Origin of the sequence: Variovorax sp. KBW07 (assembly GCF_003852515.1) — a bacterium.
GTDB lineage: Bacteria > Pseudomonadota > Gammaproteobacteria > Burkholderiales > Burkholderiaceae_C > Variovorax.
The window spans coordinates 1-17,909 of record NZ_QAJK01000145.1; the positions used below are offsets into that span (position 1 = coordinate 1).

Annotated in this window: 14 protein-coding genes and 2 pseudogenes; 2 read left to right on the forward strand and 14 right to left on the reverse strand. The window is 67.6% G+C overall.

Annotated elements, in window-relative coordinates; genetic code table 11:
• Positions 1–65: 65 nt before the first annotated feature.
• From DBV14_RS26615 to alaS (DBV14_RS34180), 13 genes and pseudogenes are all read right to left on the reverse strand, one after another.
• Positions 66–1,544 (reverse strand): aldehyde dehydrogenase, encoded by a 1,479-nt coding sequence (locus DBV14_RS26615; RefSeq protein WP_124463808.1) that lies wholly within the window; start codon positions 1,542–1,544, stop codon positions 66–68.
• Between the two features lie 19 nt (positions 1,545–1,563).
• Positions 1,564–2,352 carry an aspartate dehydrogenase gene (locus tag DBV14_RS26620; RefSeq protein ID WP_185546137.1) on the reverse strand — a complete coding sequence of 263 codons (789 nt, stop codon included), beginning with the start codon at positions 2,350–2,352 and terminating at the stop codon, positions 1,564–1,566.
• Positions 2,353–2,363: 11 nt separating this feature from the next.
• Complete coding sequence (locus tag DBV14_RS26625) at positions 2,364–4,067, reverse strand: thiamine pyrophosphate-binding protein (RefSeq protein WP_124463812.1); 1,704 nt, start codon at positions 4,065–4,067, stop codon at positions 2,364–2,366.
• Positions 4,068–4,222: 155 nt separating this feature from the next.
• Positions 4,223–5,059 carry an SDR family oxidoreductase gene (locus DBV14_RS26630; RefSeq protein WP_221621923.1) on the reverse strand — a complete coding sequence of 279 codons (837 nt, stop codon included), beginning with the start codon at positions 5,057–5,059 and terminating at the stop codon, positions 4,223–4,225.
• A 5-nt stretch (positions 5,060–5,064) separates the two neighbouring features.
• Positions 5,065–5,898, reverse strand: coding sequence for an IclR family transcriptional regulator (locus DBV14_RS26635; RefSeq protein WP_124463816.1), 834 nt, complete (start codon positions 5,896–5,898; stop codon positions 5,065–5,067).
• Positions 5,899–5,936: 38 nt separating this feature from the next.
• Positions 5,937–6,809 (reverse strand): alpha/beta fold hydrolase, encoded by an 873-nt coding sequence (locus DBV14_RS26640; RefSeq protein ID WP_124463818.1) that lies wholly within the window; start codon positions 6,807–6,809, stop codon positions 5,937–5,939.
• A 7-nt stretch (positions 6,810–6,816) separates the two neighbouring features.
• Positions 6,817–7,365 carry a cupin domain-containing protein gene (locus DBV14_RS26645; RefSeq protein WP_124463820.1) on the reverse strand — a complete coding sequence of 183 codons (549 nt, stop codon included), beginning with the start codon at positions 7,363–7,365 and terminating at the stop codon, positions 6,817–6,819.
• 26 nt (positions 7,366–7,391) lie between these two features.
• Positions 7,392–8,207: an SDR family oxidoreductase gene (locus tag DBV14_RS26650; RefSeq protein ID WP_124463822.1), complete on the reverse strand. Its 816-nt coding sequence runs from the start codon at positions 8,205–8,207 to the stop codon at positions 7,392–7,394.
• Positions 8,208–8,219: 12 nt separating this feature from the next.
• The gene (locus tag DBV14_RS26655; RefSeq protein WP_124463824.1) at positions 8,220–9,206 is read right to left on the reverse strand and encodes a tripartite tricarboxylate transporter substrate binding protein; all 987 of its coding nucleotides are present in this window, start codon (positions 9,204–9,206) and stop codon (positions 8,220–8,222) included.
• A gap of 187 nt (positions 9,207–9,393) precedes the next feature.
• Positions 9,394–10,653, reverse strand: a complete 1,260-nt coding sequence (locus DBV14_RS26660) for a D-amino acid dehydrogenase (RefSeq protein WP_124463825.1) — start codon at positions 10,651–10,653, stop codon at positions 9,394–9,396.
• A 49-nt stretch (positions 10,654–10,702) separates the two neighbouring features.
• Entirely contained in the window at positions 10,703–11,719 is a 1,017-nt protein-coding gene (locus DBV14_RS26665; RefSeq protein WP_124463826.1) for a 2-dehydropantoate 2-reductase, read from the reverse strand.
• 56 nt (positions 11,720–11,775) lie between these two features.
• Positions 11,776–13,233 (reverse strand): annotated as a pseudogene (gene alaS / locus DBV14_RS34175) (alanine--tRNA ligase); the annotation flags it as partial.
• Between the two features lie 297 nt (positions 13,234–13,530).
• Positions 13,531–14,670, reverse strand: a pseudogene (gene alaS, locus DBV14_RS34180) (alanine--tRNA ligase); the annotation flags it as partial.
• A 254-nt stretch (positions 14,671–14,924) separates the two neighbouring features.
• On the opposite strand from alaS (DBV14_RS34180), the gene DBV14_RS26675 reads away from it, so the two are divergent.
• Positions 14,925–15,746, forward strand: a complete 822-nt coding sequence (locus tag DBV14_RS26675) for a ferritin-like domain-containing protein (protein ID WP_124463830.1) — start codon at positions 14,925–14,927, stop codon at positions 15,744–15,746.
• Between the two features lie 549 nt (positions 15,747–16,295).
• Positions 16,296–17,381 (forward strand): alpha/beta fold hydrolase, encoded by a 1,086-nt coding sequence (locus DBV14_RS26680; protein ID WP_185546134.1) that lies wholly within the window; start codon positions 16,296–16,298, stop codon positions 17,379–17,381.
• Positions 17,382–17,391: 10 nt separating this feature from the next.
• On the opposite strand, the gene DBV14_RS26685 is transcribed toward DBV14_RS26680, so the two are convergent.
• A complete protein-coding gene (locus tag DBV14_RS26685) occupies positions 17,392–17,676 on the reverse strand; it encodes a hypothetical protein (RefSeq protein ID WP_124463833.1) in 285 nt (94 codons plus the stop codon).
• Positions 17,677–17,909: the final 233 nt, after the last annotated feature.

A 17,909-nucleotide genomic window follows, 5' to 3' on the forward strand; every position in this document is an offset into this window, starting at 1 on the left:
GGCGCGGGCGTCGCCCTGAAGGCAGCGCCCAAAACGCACAACACGACAAGCAACGAGAGCAGACGTCATCCCAGCGCCCAAGGCAGAGGCTGTTCGTTCGTGCCCCAGTACATGCTCTTCTGCTCCATGTACTGGAAGATCCCTTCGCGGCCCTTCTCACGGCCCAGTCCGCTGTCGCGCCAACCACCGAACGGCGTCGACACAGAGAACTGCTTGTAGGTGTTGACCCATACCGTCCCCGCCTGCACCGCTCGGCCCAGCTTCCAGGCGCGCTTGAAGTCGCGGCTCCACACGCCCGCCGCCAATGCGTAGACGCTGTCGTTGGCCTGTGCGATCAAGGACTCTTCGTCGTCGAACGGCATCGCCACCAGCACCGGACCGAAGATCTCTTCCTGGCTGATGCGTGCGCTGTTGTCCAGGCCTTCGATGATCGTCGGCTTGTAGAAATAACCGCTGTCGTAGCCGGGGCCGTGAGGGCGCACGCCACCGGTGCGGATGCGTCCGCCTTCCGACACGCCCAGGTCTACGTATCGCTCGATGCCCTCGCGGTGCTTTGCCGTGATCAGCGGGCCCATCTGCGTGCGCTCCGACGCCGGGTCGCCCACGCGCAATGCGTTGGCGCCCTCGGCCAGCCGCGTCAGGAATTCGTCGTAGATGCTGCGGGCCACGAACAACCGCGAGCCCGCGATGCACGACTCGCCGGATGAACTGAAGATGCCGTACAGCACGCCGCTCACCGCATGGTCGAGGTCCGCGTCGTCGAGCACCATGGTCGGCGATTTGCCGCCCAGCTCCAGCGATACCGGCATCATCTTGTCGGCCGCGATGTGGGCGATGTGCTTGCCGGTGGTGGTGCCGCCGGTGAACGACACGCGCTTGACCAGCGGGTGCTTGGTGATGGCATCGCCGATGACCGAGCCCTTGCCGGGCAACACGCTGACGATGCCCCTGGGCACGCCGGCCTTCTCGCAGATGCGCGCCAGTTCCAGCGCCATCAGCGGCGTGACTTCGGCGGGCTTGACGACGACCGCATTGCCGGCCGCCAGCGCGGGGGCGAGCTTTTGCGCTTCGCTGGCAATCGGCGAGTTCCACGGCGTGATGGCGGCGACCACGCCCATGGGCTCGTGCACGCTCATCGTGACGAAGGCGCCGCGCGAAGGGGTGATGGTTTCTTCCAGCGTTTCCAGCGCAGCCGCGAAGAACTGGAAGGTGCCGGCGGCGCTGGCCACGAGGTTGCGGGTTTCGCTGATGGGCTTGCCGTTGTCCAGGCGCTGCTTCTGCGCGAGCGACTCGGCTTCTTCGCGGATCAACTGGGCCACGCGGTGCAGCACGGCCGCGCGCTCGTGCGGCAGGCGCTGAGCCCAGCCGCTGGTGCGGAATGCGTGGTCGGCGCGGGTGATGGCCTCTTCGACGTCGGCGAGGCTCGCGGCCTTCAGGCGCGCGATGGGCTCGCCCGTGGCGGGGTACAGGCTTTCGTACACGTCGCCGCCACCCAGGCGCCATTCGCCGGCAATGCAGATCGGAAGAAGTTCGGATGAAATCATGATGATGAAGCCCGGATGCTCAGATGGCCAAGGCCGCGGCCCTGTTTCGCAAGGCGCGCACGGCGCTGTAGACGGTGAGCGCGGAGGTCTTGGGGTTGGCCGCGAGCGGCTTGTTGCGCATGGTCAGCGCGAAGCTGCCGAAGGCGCCTTCGGCTTCGACGGTGTGCACGTTCTCTGCGGTGGCCGGGTCGGCAATCAGCCGCACCAGCGTCTGGTCGAGCCCCAGCCCGGCGAGCGAGACGGTGGCCGCGACGTTGGCGTTCTTCGGGTACAGCAAGGCCGCTTCGCGCGCGCTGCCTTCGAAGATCACGGTTTCGTGCGTCAGCGCATCGAGGTCGCGGCCCTGCTCGGCCGGCGTGCCCTTCCAGGCCTGCGGCGGCTTGCGCCCGGTGTAGCGCACGCTGTCGAGGCCACCGATGCGGGCGGCGGCCAGCGCGTCGATGGCACCGATGGCACCGGCGATCAGCTGTACCTGCGTGCGGCCCGACGTTGCGGCGGCTTCGAGCTTTTCAGCAAGGCCGGTGGCCGACAGCGCGCCCACGGAAGCGACGATGCAGGGCGTGCCGCGTGCAAGCGCCGGCAGCACGTGTTCTTCGATGGCCGCGTGGCCGGCGGTTTCGAGCACCAGGTCGATGCCGGTGGCGGGCACGCTGCTGCACACCTGCATGCCGGGCACGGCCTTGCGTGCCGCGGCCATGCCGTCTTCAGGCACGACGACGGCCGCAACCGCCAGGGCACTGTCGCCCTTCAGCAGTTCGAGCACCGAGGTGCCGATGGCACCGCAGCCGATGAGTGCAACGCGCAACACGGTCATGCCCTTCACTCCACCGACGCGGCAGCCTTGCCGAGTGCGGGAATCTGGGTCACGGTGTTGGTCGGCGGGCCCGCGAAGGCGCTCTTGAAATCGCCGATGGACAGCATGTCGATCTCGAGCAGGAACGGGCCGGGTTTGGCCAGCGCCTCGCCGAGCTTTGCCTTCAGCTCGTCCATGCGCTGCACGCGGGCGTGCGGCAAGGCGAGTGACGCGCACAGCATCGCGTAGTCGGGCGTGTGCAGGTCGGCATAGCAGCGGCGGCCACCGTACTGCGCGTCCTGGATGTTCTTGATGACGCCGTAGCCCTTGTCGTTCATGAGCACGATGACCATGTCGGCCTTCTCCTGAACGGCGGTCGCGAGCTCGCCCAGGTTCAGGATGAAGCCGCCGTCGCCGGCCAGGCAGAAGGTCTTGCGGCCCGAGCCCGTTTCGGCCGCGCCGACAGCCGCGCCGATGGCCATGGGCATGCCCTGCCCGATGCCGCCGCCCGTGGCGTGCACGCCGGCGCTGGGCGCGAAGATGCGCAGCTCGCGGTTGCCCCAGGTGCTGTTCGACACGGTGACGTCGCGCACCCAGTTGAAGTTGCGGCCGGCCGCGGCCTGCAGCTCCTTCACCAGCGCGGCGTACGGGCCGAGGCCATCCGTCAGCGATGCGACGGCCTGCTCGTGCGCGGCGCGCAGCTCGGTGAGCAGGGCCGGGTCGGCCTTGTACTTCGCGGCTTCGAGGCGGTCGGCCAGGCCTTCGAGGGCCAGCGCGGAATCGCCGCAGACGAACAGGTCGGTGCTGTAGCCACGGCCTTCGGCGGCCGCGTCGGCGTCGATGCGCAGCAGCGGGCGCGGCAGCTTGAGTTCGTACTTGAGCGTTTCGTTGCCGCGCAGCCGCGAGCCGACCACCAGCATCGCGTCGCAGCGCTGGTACAGCGCCTCGACGGGCTTGTGGATGTTGTACGAGCCGAGCGAGCCGGCATCGTCTTCAGGCACCGTGCCGCGGCCCTGGGTGGTCGTGACCACGCCGAAGCCCAGCGCCTGCAGCCGCTGGATGGCTGCGCCTGCATGGCGTGCGCCACCGCCGACCCACAGCATCGGGCGCTTGGCGGTTGCCAGCCGCGCGGCCAGTGCGTCGAGCGATGCGGCCGAAGGCACGGGCCGCTCGATGGGCAGCGGCGACAGGTCGGCCGGCATCGTGGTGAGCGCCGACTGGATGTCGATCGGAATCTCCACGCTGACCGGTCCGGTCGGTGCCGTCAGCGCCAGCTGCACCGCGCGCTTGAGCGTGCCGAGCACCGTCTCGACGCTGCGCACGCGCAGGGCCGCCTTCGACACCGCCTTGAGCATGGTGAGCTGGTCGGGCGCCTCGTGGATGTACGACATGCCCTTGTCCAGATACGGCGTCTCGATCTGCCCCGTGATGTGCAGCAGCGGCGCGCCGGCCGTCAGTGCCTCGACCATGCTGCCCGCGATGTTGCCGGCCGCCGGGCCGGTGCTCGTGAGGCACACGCCGAGGCTGGCGGTGGAGCGTGCATAGGCATCGGCCATGTTGCCGGCCCCGGCCTCGCCGCGCGCCGGCACGAAGCGGATCGCGCCGCGCTGCGCGAAGGCATCGAGGATCGGCATGTTGTGGATCGAGATCACGCCGAAGGCCGCCTTGACGCCGCACTGTTCGAGAAAGGCCGCGACGACTGCGCCGACCGTGACTTGGTTGTTTTTCATCTCAGATTTCCCTGGAACGTGATTGGATGGCGCACGCGTGGATACCGGCGCGGCCAAGGCGGGAAACACCGCGGAACCGGCTTTGCCGGGCCGCTGGTGTTGTCCCCTTGAGGGGGTGCAGAAGCCACACGAAGTGGGCAAGGCTGGGGGTGGGCTCAAGCATGGCGCGACAGGCCTCCGGAGATATCGATGTGACTGCCCGTCGTGTAGGACGCGAGGGGCGAAGCGAGGAAAAGGATCGCGCGCGCGGCTTCTGTCGGAAGCCCCAGGCGACCCAGCGGGATGTGTTTGTTCTGCGCGAGCTGGCCGCTCCAGGCAGGCCAGTCGAGCGACTTGTCTTCGCGCGCCTCGAAGCGGCGGCGCCACTGGCCCGACTCGACCAGGCCAATCAGGATGCCGTTGACGCGCACGCCCTGCGGCGCGAATTCGGTGGCCATCGACCGCACGAGATTCAACAGGCCGGCGCGCGCGGCCGACGTGGCAACCATGTGCGGCTCGGGCTGGCGCGCCAGCAGCGAGTTGGCGCAGACGATGGCGGCGTCGCCCAGCACCGCGCGCTGTGCGGCCAGCTGCGGCAGGAAGGCTCGCGTGGGGTTGATGACGGAGAAGAACTTCAGGTTCAGCTCTTCGGTCCAGGCGGCATCGTCGGTGTTCGCGAAGGTGGAGACGCGGCCTTGGCCTGCGTTGTTGACGAGCATCGAGGCCGCGCCGAGCGCGGCTTCGCTGGCCGCCGCAAAGGCCCTGACCGAAGCAGCGTCGAGCACGTCGCATGGCTGCGCGAAGAGCTTCGCGTGGGGGAACTGCTCGCGCAGGCCGGCCACCGCGCGGTCGAGCCGCTCGGCATTGCGGCCGCACAGCGCCACGGCGGCACCGCAGCCGAGCAGCAGCTCGACGGTCGCCAGGCCGATGCCCGACGAGCCGCCCGTGACCACGGCCACGCGGCCCGCCAGGGCGTCCGCTGCAAAGAAGGAGGTTGCTGCCTGCATCGTCATGGCATTCAGGCGCTGCGAAGCGGCACCACTTTGTTGGCGCGCGAGGGCGAGTAGTTCAAGAGGCCCGAGATTTCGTCGGCCACGCTGCGCACGCGCAGCACCATCTCGTCCATGCGGCTTTCCTCGATGTGGTCCGAGGTGATGGTGGCGCCCAGCGCCGCCACGATATGGCCGCTGTGGTCGCGCACCGGCGCGGCAATGCTGGAGATGTTCGATTCGAAAAAACCTTCGCCCAGCACATAGCCGCGCGAGCGGTCGGCCTGCACCATGTCGAAGAGTTCGTTCACGGTCTTGGGCGTGCTCGGCGAGAAGGTCTCGAGCTTGTCTTCGGGGTAGAGCGCGCGCAGTTGCGGCAGCGTGAGGTCTTCGAGCAGCACGCGGCCCAGCACCGTGGCGTGGGCCGGCAGGCGCGTGCCCACGGTGACCGAGCTGGCGAAGGGCGTGGGCGGCGCAACCTTGGCCACGTAGACGATGGAGCGGCCATCGCGCACGACCAGGTTGCAGGGCGTGCGCAGCTCGTCGCACAGGCGGTTGAGCAGCGGCGTGCCGAGCTGCGTGAGCTCCAGCGACGCCAGGTATTCGAAGCCCAGGCGCAGCACCGCGAGGCCCAGGCGGTAGTCTCGCCCGCCTTCCGCGCGTTCGAGAAAACCCATGTTCTCCAGCGTGGTGAGCAGGCGGAACACTGTGGAGCGCGGCAGGTCGAAGCGGCGCGCCAGCTCGGGCGCGGAAAGGGTGCGGCTTTCGCGGCTGAACTCGCACAGCACGCGCAGGCCGCGCTCGAGCGCGGGCACGTTGTAGCGGTCGGCGCCCTCTTCCATCACTTCGTTGTCGTTGGCCATGGTCGTTGGTTGTTTCGTTGGTTGTTCCGGGGTGCCCGTCAGGCGGCGAGTGCTTCGCGCAGCAATGCGGAAACGGCTTGCGGCCGCTCCACGTAGCTGGCGTGTCCCGCACCCTCGATGGGTTCGAGCGCCACCCCGCACTGGCGCGCGACTTCGGCGCAGGCATCGGGCGTGGTGACGGCATCGAGCGTGCCACAGGCCACGTGCACCGGCATGGCGGGCGGCAGGTCGGCCAAGAGGTCGCCGTGGCACAGCAGTTCGACGGCCTGGCGGTAGCCGCCGTCGTTCAGCCGCGCCATGTTCCAGCGCACCCATTGGCGCGCGAGTTCGCTGGCGGATTCGGACACCAGGCGGCCCGAGCGCTTCGCGGCCATGCCGGCGATGCCGAGTTGGTCGAGCGTGGCAAGGCGTTCGGCGCGCACCCTGGCGCGGGCTTCGGCACGCGACGGTGCGCCGTAGCCGGCGGCGGGGCTGATGAGCACGAGGCGGCGGATGCGCGAAGCCAGGGCCGAGCCGTTGCGCGCGGCGCAAGCGGCGGTAAGCGCGCCGAGCGAATGGCCGACCAGGACGCAGGACTGCACGTCGAGCGCATCGAGCAGGCCTTTCAGCCGCTCGGCATAGTCCGCGGCAGTAGGCGCGGCGGGTGCGAGCGGCGTCGACTCGCCGTAGCCCGGCGCATCCCATGCGATGACGCGGGCCTGCGGTGCGAGCAGCAACGCGACGTGGAGCCACGAGGCCGCGCCGGAGCCGATGCCATGCAGGCACACGATGGCCGGGCCTGCGCCGTGCTCACGCACCGACACCGCCGTGCCGCCGCCGACCTGCACCGTGCGGGCGGGAAAGCGGGCGTCGAGCAGTGCCAGCTCGGAAGCGGGCAGCGTCTGTGCGTCGGTGGCCATGGCGTCGCTCATGCCGGGCTCAGCGCTTGATCTTGGCAAGCGGGTGATCGGCCGGATACGTCGGCGTCACCGGCTTCTTCGCGCCGAGCATCACGCACATCAGCGCGTCTTCGTCGCCGATGTTGATCTCTTCGCGGTACACGCCGGGCGGCACCGAGATCAGGTCGCGGTCGGTCATGATGGTTTCGAAGCGCTCGCCGTCTTTCTCGATCACGACCTTGAGCTTGCCGCGGATCAGGAAGAACACTTCTTCCACATCGGTGTGCAGGTGCGGCGGGCCTTCGTGGCCGGCAGGAATGACCATGGTCGAGAAGGTGAAGTGCTCGGCGGCCACGGTGTTGACGTCTTTCGCGACGCCGGTGCCGCCGGTGCCCACGTAGCGCATCTGCGCACGGCGGAACTTGGGGTCGAAGTCGGCCTGAAACTTCAGCGCGTCCCAGTCGTACTTGCGGGTTTCGTAGCGCGCGATGCGGGTGTTCATCCACTCGGCAAGGCTGCTGCCTTCGGGCTGCGCCAGCGTGGTGGCGGCGGCATCGTTGATCTTCTGTTGTTCGGACAAATCGCTCATAGTGTTTACTCCTTCGTCGGAAAAATTCAGTGCATCGCGAAGCCGCCGTTGACGGCCAGCAGCTGGCCCGTCACGAAGCGCGCGAGGCCGGAAAGCAAATACAGCGTGGCGCCGCACACGTCGGCCGCCTGCTGCTCGCGCGGAATGGCGCGGCCTTCGAGGTACTTCTGGTGGCGCGCCATGGGCACGTACTCGGTGGCCTCGACCAGCGTGAGGCCCGGCGCCACGGCGTTGACGGTGATGTTGTCGCCGCCCCATTCGCGCGCCAGCGAGCGCGTCATCGAAATGACGGCGCCCTTGCTCGATGCGTACGCCAGCAGGTTGGGCGCGCCCCACAGCGCGGTGTCCGAAGCCAGGTTGACGACGGCGCCACGGCCGCTGGCCGCCAGCGCGGGCCGGCAGGCGCGGCCCATGAGCCAGGTGCCGCGCACGTTGACGTTCATCACGCGGTCCCACATGTCGATGTCGAGCTGGTGCGCGTCGCGGCCGCCCGAGTTGGTAATGGCGGCGTTGTTGACGAGGCCGTCGAGCCCGCCGAGCAGGCGGATCGCTTCGGCGGCGCAGGCGTCGATGGACGCCGGGTTCGACAGGTCGACGGAGAGCGCGTGGGCGGTATGGCCCGCCACGCGCAGCGCCCTGGCTTCGGTTGCGGCCAGCTCGCCGAGGATGTCGGCCAGCACCACGCTGGCGCCCGCCGCGGCAATGCACTGCGCGAACGCAAGGCCCAGGCCGCGCGCACCGCCGGTCACGAGAACGCGGCGGCCCGCCAGCAGGTTGGCGGGCAGTTCGGCCAGCAGTGCCTGCAGGCTCGACGGATCGGGAATGGCTTTGGGTTCGGACATGAGAGCGCTCGTTCAGTCGGCCTGGATGCCGAGTTCCTTGATGACCTTGCCGAAGCGCGCGAAGTCCGCGGCGTTGGTCTTGCCCAGCACGTCGGCGTCGCCGCCCACCGGCGCAGTGCCGAGCACGGCCATGCGCGACACGATGTCGGGCATCTTCAGGATGTCGTTGAAGTGGCCGTTGAGTGTCTTCACGATCTCGGGCGGCAGGTTGCGCGGACCCCAGAGGCCGTTCCAGGCCACCACCTCTACGTCCTTGTAGCCCAGCTCGGCGAGCGTCGGCACCTTGGGTGCGAGCGGCGAGCGCTCGCGCGAGGCCACGGCCAGCGGCAGCAGCTTGCCGTTGGCGAAGTACGGCGCCGCCGGGCCGAGCGTGATGAAGGTCACCGGCACATGGCCGCCCAGCACGTCGTTGACGGCGGGCGCCACGCCCTTGTACGGCACGTGGGCCAGGTTGGCGCCGGCCGAGCGGGCGAACATTTCGCCCAGGATGTGCATCGGCGAGCCGCTGCCAGGGCTCGCATACGAGAGCGACTTGTTGGCGCCCTTCGCGGCGGCAACGGCGTCTTTCAGGCTGCTGAAGCCACTCGCGCCGCTCGCCACCAGGAACAGCGGCTGGCTGCCGGTCTGCACGATGGGCGTGAAGCCGTTGAGCACGTCGTAGCCCGAGGCGCCGTTGGTCTTCAGCACCAGCTGCGCGATGGAGAAGGTGCTGGGCGCGAGCAGCAGCGTGTAGCCATCGGGCGCCGCCTTCGACACGTAGGCGCTGCCGATGATGCCGCTGGCACCGGGCCGATTGTCGACCACCACGGGCTGGCCGACGCGCGCCGAGAGCTTCTCGGCGAACAGCCGCGCCAGCGCGTCGGTGTCGCCGCCGGCCGGATAGGCGACGACCAGCGTGATCGGCTTGCTCGGGTAGTTGTCTGCCCAGGCAAGTCCGGTGGCGCAAGCGGCGGCCAGGGCAGTGGCGGCGGCGATGGCATGGCGGCGTGTGTGTTTCATCGGGTCCGTGGTGTCGGTGTTTTGTTTCACTAAAGAAACAACGATTTATTAATGGAACGCCACGAAGAATACCGATGAAGACAATTTCATGACTAGGTAAAAACCCTGAGAGTTGCAACCCAACGAAAACAGGGCGGCCCTTTCGGACCGCCCTGCTCTGAGGCCTGCTGCTGTGGAGGGGAAAGACTCAGCCGCCGTAGCGCGCCACGGTCAGGCCTTCCATGTCGATGTCGGGTGACCTGCCCGCGACCAGGTCGGCCATCACGCGGCCGGTGCCCGCGGCCATGGTCCAGCCCAGGGTGCCGTGGCCGGTGCTCAGCATCAGGTTGGGAATGCGCGTGGCGCCGATGACCGGCGTGCCGTCGGGCGTCATGGGGCGCAGGCCGGTCCAGAACGATGCATCGCGCACGTTGCCGCCCTTCGGAAAGAGGTCGGTCACGACGTGCTCGAGCGTGTCGCGGCGGCCCGCGTCGAGCTTCAGGTCGAAGCCCGAAAGCTGCGCGGTGCCGCCCACGCGAATGCGGTCGCCCAGCCGCGTGACGGCCACCTTGAAGGTCTCGTCCATCACCGTGGATTCGGGCGCGCCGCGCGCATCGGTGATGGGCACGGTGATCGAGAAGCCCTTGACCGGGTACACCGGCAGGCGGATGCCCAGCGGCCTGACCAGCGCGGGCGAGTAGCTGCCGAGCGCGACCACGTAGCGGTCGGCGGTGAAGTGGCCGGCATCGGTGCGCACCGCCGTCACGCCTTGGCCGGCGTTGTGCTCGATGGCCTGGATGTTGACGCCGAACCTGAACTTCACGCCGTGGGCCTCCGCGAGCCTGGCCAGTGCCTGCGTGAACTTGAAGCAGTCGCCGGTCTCGTCGCCGGGCAGGCGCAGGCCGCCGACGAACTTCTCTTTGACCGTCGCGAGCGCGGGTTCGTAGGGCACGCAGCCTTCGCGGTCGAGCACCTGGTAAGGCACGCCGGAAGCCTTGAGCACCTCGACGTCTTTTGCGGTGCCGTCGAGCTGCTGCTGCGTGCGGAACAGCTGCAGCGTGCCCTGCATGCGCTCGTCGTATCGGATGCCGGTGTCGGCGCGCAGGGCCTTCAGGCAATCGCGGCTGTATTCGGCCAGCCGCACCATGCGGCCCTTGTTGGTCTCGTAGCGCGCCTGCGTGCAGTTGCGCAGCATCGACAGGCCCCAGTGCCACATGGCGGGGTCGAGCATGGGCTTGATGACCAGCGGGCTGTGCTGCATCAGCATCCACTTGATGGCCTTGACCGGCACGCCGGGCCCGGCCCATGGCGCCGAGTAGCCCGGCGAAACCTCGCCGGCGTTGCCGAAGCTGGTTTCGAGCGCGGGCGCCGGCTGGCGCTCCAGCACCGTCACCTCGTGCCCGGCGCGTGCCAGGTAGTACGCCACCGAGGTGCCGATGACACCGCTGCCGAGAATCAGGACCTGCATGAGAACAACCCTTTGAAAGCCGCGACGCTCCGAGGGTACAGGCTGGGCGCTACAGGCCCAGTGAATCCTGCAATTGCCGTGCCGGCCAGCGCTGCGGCCGTTGCGGCCAGGCATCGAGCAAGGCGACCATGCGCGCATTGCGCGGTGCGCTCAGGCCATGCTCTTGCGCCAGCCGCACCACTTCGCCGCAGAGCGCATCGATCTCGGTGCGGCGGCCCAGCGCCAGGTCGTCGGCCATGCTGGAGCGGGCCTTGGCATCGATGCGCAGCATGCGCGCCGCGACGATGCGAAACAGCCAGTCGGGCAGCCGCAGCAGGCCCGACAGGCGCTGCGCCGGAACGGCGGCCACCTGGGCCGGCGCGATGCCCGCCACAGCAAGCACGCCCAGCGCTTCGTCGATGAGCGACGCAAAGCAGCGCCGGTAGCCGCGCTGCATCAGCTCTTCGCGCAGCGGCAGGCCCGAGAGCGCATTGACGGGGTTGTTGAGGTTCAGCAGCAGCTTGCCCCACTGCACCGACAGCAGGTCGGCATGCAGGTCGAGCGGCACGCCGGCGCGCTCGAACACGGGCAGCCAGGGCCGCAGCGCGGCATCGTCGCCGGCAGCCAGGCGGCCGGGCGTGCCGCGATGGAAGGCGCCGGCATCGATCTCGGCCACGTTGTACGGCACCATGCCGGGCAGCACCTGCAGCGAGGGGCCGGCCTGCGAAGCCACCGCGCAGTTCGAGATGCCGTTCTGCAGCGACACCACCGTGGTGCCCGCGGGCAGCGCAAAGGCCAGTTCGCCCGCGGCCTCGGCGGTGGCGCCGCTCTTCACGCACAGCAGCACCAGCGCGGGCCGGGCACCGACCGGCACCTGCTCGCACAGGCGCAGCCCGGCGGCCGGCAGCTTGTGCTTGCCGCCGTCGATGTCGGTGAGGGTCAGGCCGTGCCGTGCGAGCTTTTCCAGCACGCGCGGACGGCCGACGAAAGTCACGGGCACACCGGCTGCCGCGAGGCTGCCTCCGATAAAGCAGCCGATGGTGCCGGCACCCATCACAAGCACTTCACCGGGGATAGCGTCGGGCATGAAGTGCGCGATGTGCGTGATGGCGATGAGTGCCGTGGCCGGTGGTCGTCGGCCGGTCAGGTGCGTTCGGCAACCCAGGCCTGCACCGACTTCAGCGCGGCCGGAATGCCCGCTGCATCGGTGCCGCCGGCCATGGCCATGTCGGCCTTGCCGCCGCCCTTGCCACCGACCTGCTGGGCCACGAAGTTGACCAGCTCGCCGGCCTTGACCTTGCCCGTGCTGTCGGCGGTGACGCCGGCCGCGATCTGCACCTTGTCGCCATCGGCGGCGGCCAGCACGATCACGGCGGTCTTGAGCTTGTCCTTCAGCTTGTCCATGGTGTCGCGCAGCGTCTTGGCGTCGGCGCCGTCGAGCTTGGCCGCGAGCACCTTGATGCCGTTGACGTCGATGGCCTGCGCCAGCAGCTCGTCGCCCTTGGACGATGCGAGCTTGCCCTTGAGCGCGCCCACTTCGCGCTCGAGCGCCCTCACCTGCTCCAGCACCTGCGTGAGCCGGCCCTGCAGCTCGGCGGTGGGCGACTTGAGCGTGGCGGCCACGCTGTGCACGGTGGCTTCGAGGTCTTGCAGGTACGACAGTGCATTGGCGCCCGTGACGGCTTCGATGCGGCGCACGCCGGCGGCCACGCCGCCTTCGCTGACGATCTTGAACAGGCCGATGTCGCCGGTGCGGCCGACGTGCGTGCCGCCGCACAGCTCGCGGCTGGTGCCGATGTCGAGCACGCGCACGGTCTCGCCGTATTTCTCGCCGAACAGCATCATGGCGCCGGTCTTCTGGGCCGATTCCATGTCCATCACGCGGGCCTGCGTGGCCACGTTGGCCAGCACTTCGGCGTTGACGCGCTTTTCGATCTCGAGGATCTGGTCGTGCGTGACGGCGGCGTTGTGCGCAAAGTCGAAGCGGGTCTTGTCGGCATCGACCAGCGAGCCCTTCTGCTGCACGTGGTCGCCGAGCACTTCGCGCAGGGCCTTGTGCATCAGGTGGGTGACCGAGTGGTTGCGCATGGTGGCGGCGCGGCGCTCGCCGTCGACCGCGGCCTTGACCGCGTCGCCGACCTTGAGCGTGCCCTGCGTCTGCGTGCCGTGGTGGCCGAACACGTCGGCCTTGATCTTCAGCGTGTCTTCGACGCCGAACTGCACGCCTTCGGCAGCCAGCACGCCCTGGTCGCCGACCTGGCCGCCGCTCTCGGCATAGAACGGCGTGGTGTCGAGCACCACGATGCCGCTCTGGCCTTCCTTCAGCTCCTGCACGGCCGTGCCTTCGAGGTACAGCGCGACAACCTTGGCGCTTTCTTCGAGGTGGTCGTAGCCGGTGAAGATGTTGCCCGCGCCGGTGTATTCGACGTTGCGGTCCATCTTGAACTTGCCGCCCGCGCGGCCCGCCGCCTTCTGCTTTTCCATGGCGACGTTGAAGCCGGCTTCATCGACGCTCACGCCGCGCTCGCGGCAGACGTCCTGCGTCAGATCGAGCGGGAAACCATAGGTGTCGTGTAGCTTGAAGGCGACTTCCCCGGGCAGCTTCCTCCAGTCGTCCTTGACTCGGTGAACCTTAATTCCGTTCGCTTCAAATACCGCCAGTGGAACATCCACATCTGGGGCTAATACAGCGACCGCTGGCCTGTGCGAAGTAAAACCAACATCTTGTCGACTCTGGGGAAATGGAAGCAATTGCACTCGCTTCGGGTCGAGCGGCCCATCTGCTAGCAGCCATTCAAGATGAGCATCTTCCAGGGTTATTCGAATAACTCTCTTGTCATCGCAACCGATCTCGCGCCGATATGCCTCACAAAGTAACCGCTCAAGTTCGAGATTGCCTTCAACGTTTTCCATGCCGTTGGCCAGCGTCTCGAAGAAGCGTTCTTCTTCAACCTTGAGCGTATCGGTGATGCGCTTTTCATCGGCCACCAGCTTGGGGTACGCATCACCCATCAGCTTGACGAGGTCGGGCACCAGCTTGTGGAAGAACGGCTTCTTCTGGCCCAGCTTGTAGCCATGGCGGATGGCGCGGCGAATGATGCGGCGCTGCACGTAGCCGCGGCCTTCGTTCGAGGGAATGACGCCGTCGGCCACCAGGAACGAGGTGGCGCGGATGTGGTCGGCAATCACGCGCAGCGAGTTGTTGCCCAGGTCTTTTTCGCCGGTCTCGCGGGCCGCGGCCTTGATGAGCGCGTCGAAGATGTCGATTTCGTAGTTGCTATGCACGTGCTGCAGGATGGCGGCCAGGCGCTCCAGGCCCATGCCGGTGTCGACGCAGGGTGCGGGCAGTTTCTTGACCGAGCCGTCGGGCTGCATGTCGAACTGCATGAACACGTTGTTCCAGATCTCGATGTAGCGGTCGCCGTCTTCGTCGGGCGAGCCGGGCGGGCCACCCGGAATCTGGGGGCCGTGGTCGTAGAAGATTTCGGAGCATGGGCCGCAGGGGCCCGTGTCGGCCATCATCCAGAAGTTGTCGGACATGTAGCGGCCGCCCTTGTTGTCGCCGATGCGCACGACGCGCTCGGGCGGCAGGCCGATTTCCTTGGTCCAGATGTCGTAGGCCTCGTCGTCCTCGATGTAGACGGTGGCCCAGAGCTTCTCGGCCGGCAGCTTGTAGACCTTGGTCAGCAGCTCGAAAGCCCAGGTGAGCGATTCGCGCTTGAAGTAGTCGCCGAAGCTCCAGTTGCCCAGCATCTCGAAGAAGGTGTGGTGGCGGGCGGTGTAGCCCACGTTCTCGAGGTCGTTGTGCTTGCCGCCGGCGCGCAGGCAGGCCTGGACCGAGGCGGCGCGCACGTAGGGGCGCTTGTCTTCGCCCAGGAACACGTCCTTGAACTGGACCATGCCCGAGTTGGTGAACATGAGCGTGGGGTCGTTGCCCGGCACCAGCGAACTGGACGGCACGACCGTGTGGCCCTTGGAGGCGAAGAAATCGAGAAAGGTCTTGCGGATGTCCGCGACCGTGAATGTGGGCTGGCTCATCTTTGGATTCGTCTTCTGTCGAGGGCGGCCCAGCGATGGCGACCTTCTCGTCGAACCCACTGCGGCGAACCGGCCTAACTGCTTGATTTGCTTGAACAAACGATTATAGGTTTGGCTATGGAGCCCGGGCCGGACAAGGGCAAACTGCATGATCCGGGCGCCGCGGCTAATATGCGCCCTTGAAGCGATACGGTCGAACCAAAGACGGTCGGCTTCGTCCTATTCATATGCACGACATGAATCAAGGAGTCCGAATGGCAGGTCAAGAGGCCGAACACTGGAAGATCGAGGATCTTGATTTCTCGCGCATTGCACTCGACAAGGTGCGCCCGGACGAGAATCTTTTCTACCTGGTGACCTCCGCCTCTTTCATCGAAAGCGGATCGGACCTGTACACCCACAACCTGGTGGATTTTTTCCGCGGCGACAACGAGGTCACCGACTGGCTCTCGAACTACTGGGAGCCCGAGGAACTGCAGCACGGCAAGGCCCTGCGCGCCTACGTTCGCCACGTGTGGCCCGAATTCGAATGGGACACCGCCTACCAGGGCTTCCTGGAGGAATACGCGACCTACTGCAAGGTCGAGCTGCTGGCCCCCACCCGCGCCCTGGAAATGACCGCGCGCTGCGTGGTCGAGACCGGCACCGCCACCTACTACCGCGCCATGGCCCGCAGCACCACCGAGCCGGTGCTGCACGACCTGGCGAGCCGCATCGCGACCGACGAGGTCAACCACTACAAGCACTTCTACCGCTTCTTTCGCCGCTACCGCGCGCAGGAAAAACTGAGCCGCCTGCGGGTGTTCGGCACCATCGGGCGGCGCACGCTGGAGCTGAAGAGCGAAGACGCCGACTGCGCCATCCGCCACGTGGTGAAGGCCCGTGCGCCGGAGCGCGTGGACGACGCGGCCTACGTGCAGCAGCTGAGCGCGCGCATGAACAGCACCATCCGCACCAACCTGAGCGCCGGCACGACGCTGAAGATGCTGATGCGTCCCTTGGAACTGCCGGCCCGGGTGCAGACGGTCATCCAGTACCCGATCAAGCAGTTCATGCAGCACGTGTTCCTGCGCTGACGCGTCAGGCACACAAACGCACAGCCGAGCAGGCAAAAAAAACCCAGCACTAGGCTGGGTTGAATCTCCTGGGTGCTGTCACACACAGAGAACCCGCACTTCAAAGCGAGCCCACAAAATCTAGGGCTTCACGGAGCGGGCACGTGTCAGACAGCACCGACACTTCGAGCGCGCCGACCTGGAAAGGCACGCCCCGGGGCTCATAAAAATGCCAACTTGTTCACACTTTTACAAGTGTCCTACGGCGAATGTCTATTTCTGACTGACAGCGGCGGGGCGGCGCTGCCCCGACCATCGCTTTGCTGTCACGCAACAGGGCCGCATAAAAGAAGAGCTCTCTGTTCGTACTTAGAGCGCCCACATGGGCTCCTCGAACCCGCTTCGGCGGGTATTTTTTTGCCTGCTCCGAGCGTGCATCGTCATCGGGCCAAGGTGTGCTTCAGCACCCCTTCACTTCGCCTTCAGGCCGCGGGCGAGCCCCGCGCATACCGTCAGGACACGCACCCGCCATCGGTGCGCAGCCTCACTTTTTTCGACGGAGCATCACCCTTGTTTTCTTCACCCACATTCCCCTCGGCCCAACGCCGGCACCTGCTGCGCGCCGCGGCCGCATTGCCCGCCGGCCTTCTTCTCGCCAGCTGCGGTGGCGGCGGCGATGGCGGCGGCGGCAACCCCTGGCTGCCCCTGCCGCCCGCCACGGTAAAGACCACCGACCGGCGCATCCAGGTGGCGCCCGGCGTTTCGCTGCAGGTGCGCGACTGGCAGTCGGACCGCCTTGGCGGCACCACCTTCGTGCTGCTGCCCGGCCTGGGTGCCACGGCGTCGCACTTCAACAGCTTGGGGCCGGCGCTGGCGAAGCGCGGGCGCGCCATCGCCATCAGCTGCCGCGGCTTCGGCCGGTCCGACAAGCCGCTTCCCGATGCCAGCCACAGCTACGACACCGACACGCTGGTCAACGACGTGCACGAAGTGCTCCAGGCACTGAACGTCGGCCGCATCGTGCTCGGCGGCCACTCGATCGCGGGCAACCAGGTCACGCGCTTTGCCGGGCGATACCCGGACCGCGTGCGCGGCCTGATCTACCTGGACACCACGTTCGACTACACCACCGCGCCGCCCGACGAACCCGACAACCCGCTGCTGGCCGAGCCCGACCCTACCGACGCGGACCTGGCCTCGGTCGCCGCCGCCATTGCGTTCTTCAAGCGCACCAGCAGGAACTGGTCGGCGCCCCTGGAGGCCGACCTGCTCGACAAGCTCGACGTGCAGCCCGATGGCAGCGTGCAGCGCGGTACGCCCTTCACGGTGCTCAAGGCCATGTCCGACGCAGGCCATGCCTTCTCGCCCGACTACAAGCCGCTGCGCGCCCCCGCGCTGGTAGTGACCGCATTGCCCGGAGACTGGCGCGACATGTTCCCGTGGCTCGGCCCCAACCCCGACCCGGAGACGGAAAAGGCGGCAAGCGATGTGGTCGAGCTCTTTCTTCGCGTGCGCCCCACCGACGCCGATCGCCTGTTCGCGGCCCTGCCGGCGGGCAGCCAGCGAGCGACGTTCCGCCCCGCGACCCATGCCGACTTCTTCATCGAGCGCGAAGGCGAAGTGCTGCGCCTCGTCGATGGAATGAACTGGCTCTAGACGGCGGAACCTACGGCGCGGACGTCAGGCCCGGCTTGCGGCTCGAGTCCAGCGAATAGAGCTGCGGCCGCTCGTCCGCGACGCCGTCCGCGGGGCCGTGTTCCGTGGCGCGCGGCTGGCGGTAGAGCTCGTTTTCCAGACGCCGCACGCGCTCCGAATACATCCGGGCCAGCGCACTGTGGTGCTCCGCGGCAGCCTGGTGCTCGATGCGCGCCATCTGTGCCTCTTCCAGCAGCGCCGATGCGCGCCTCAGATAGGCCGCATGGCTCGGTCGAAACAAGAAGTCGAACGTCATTTCACGCTCCTTCCCGCAACAGTGCGGTAGCGCGATATTCCTCCCGCGTGCCACCCCGAGTCTGTCGGCCGGCGCCCTACCCTTTCACTTTGATTCGTGCCTTTTTTCGTCTAGCACACGTTTGCGACGCGTTGTCCCTTGCCGATGGGGACAACGCTGTGGAAAACCGTGTGCGCAGTGCGCGAAAGCCTTGCCTGGCGTGGCCTGCAACGCGGTGCCTGCGAAACAGGCAG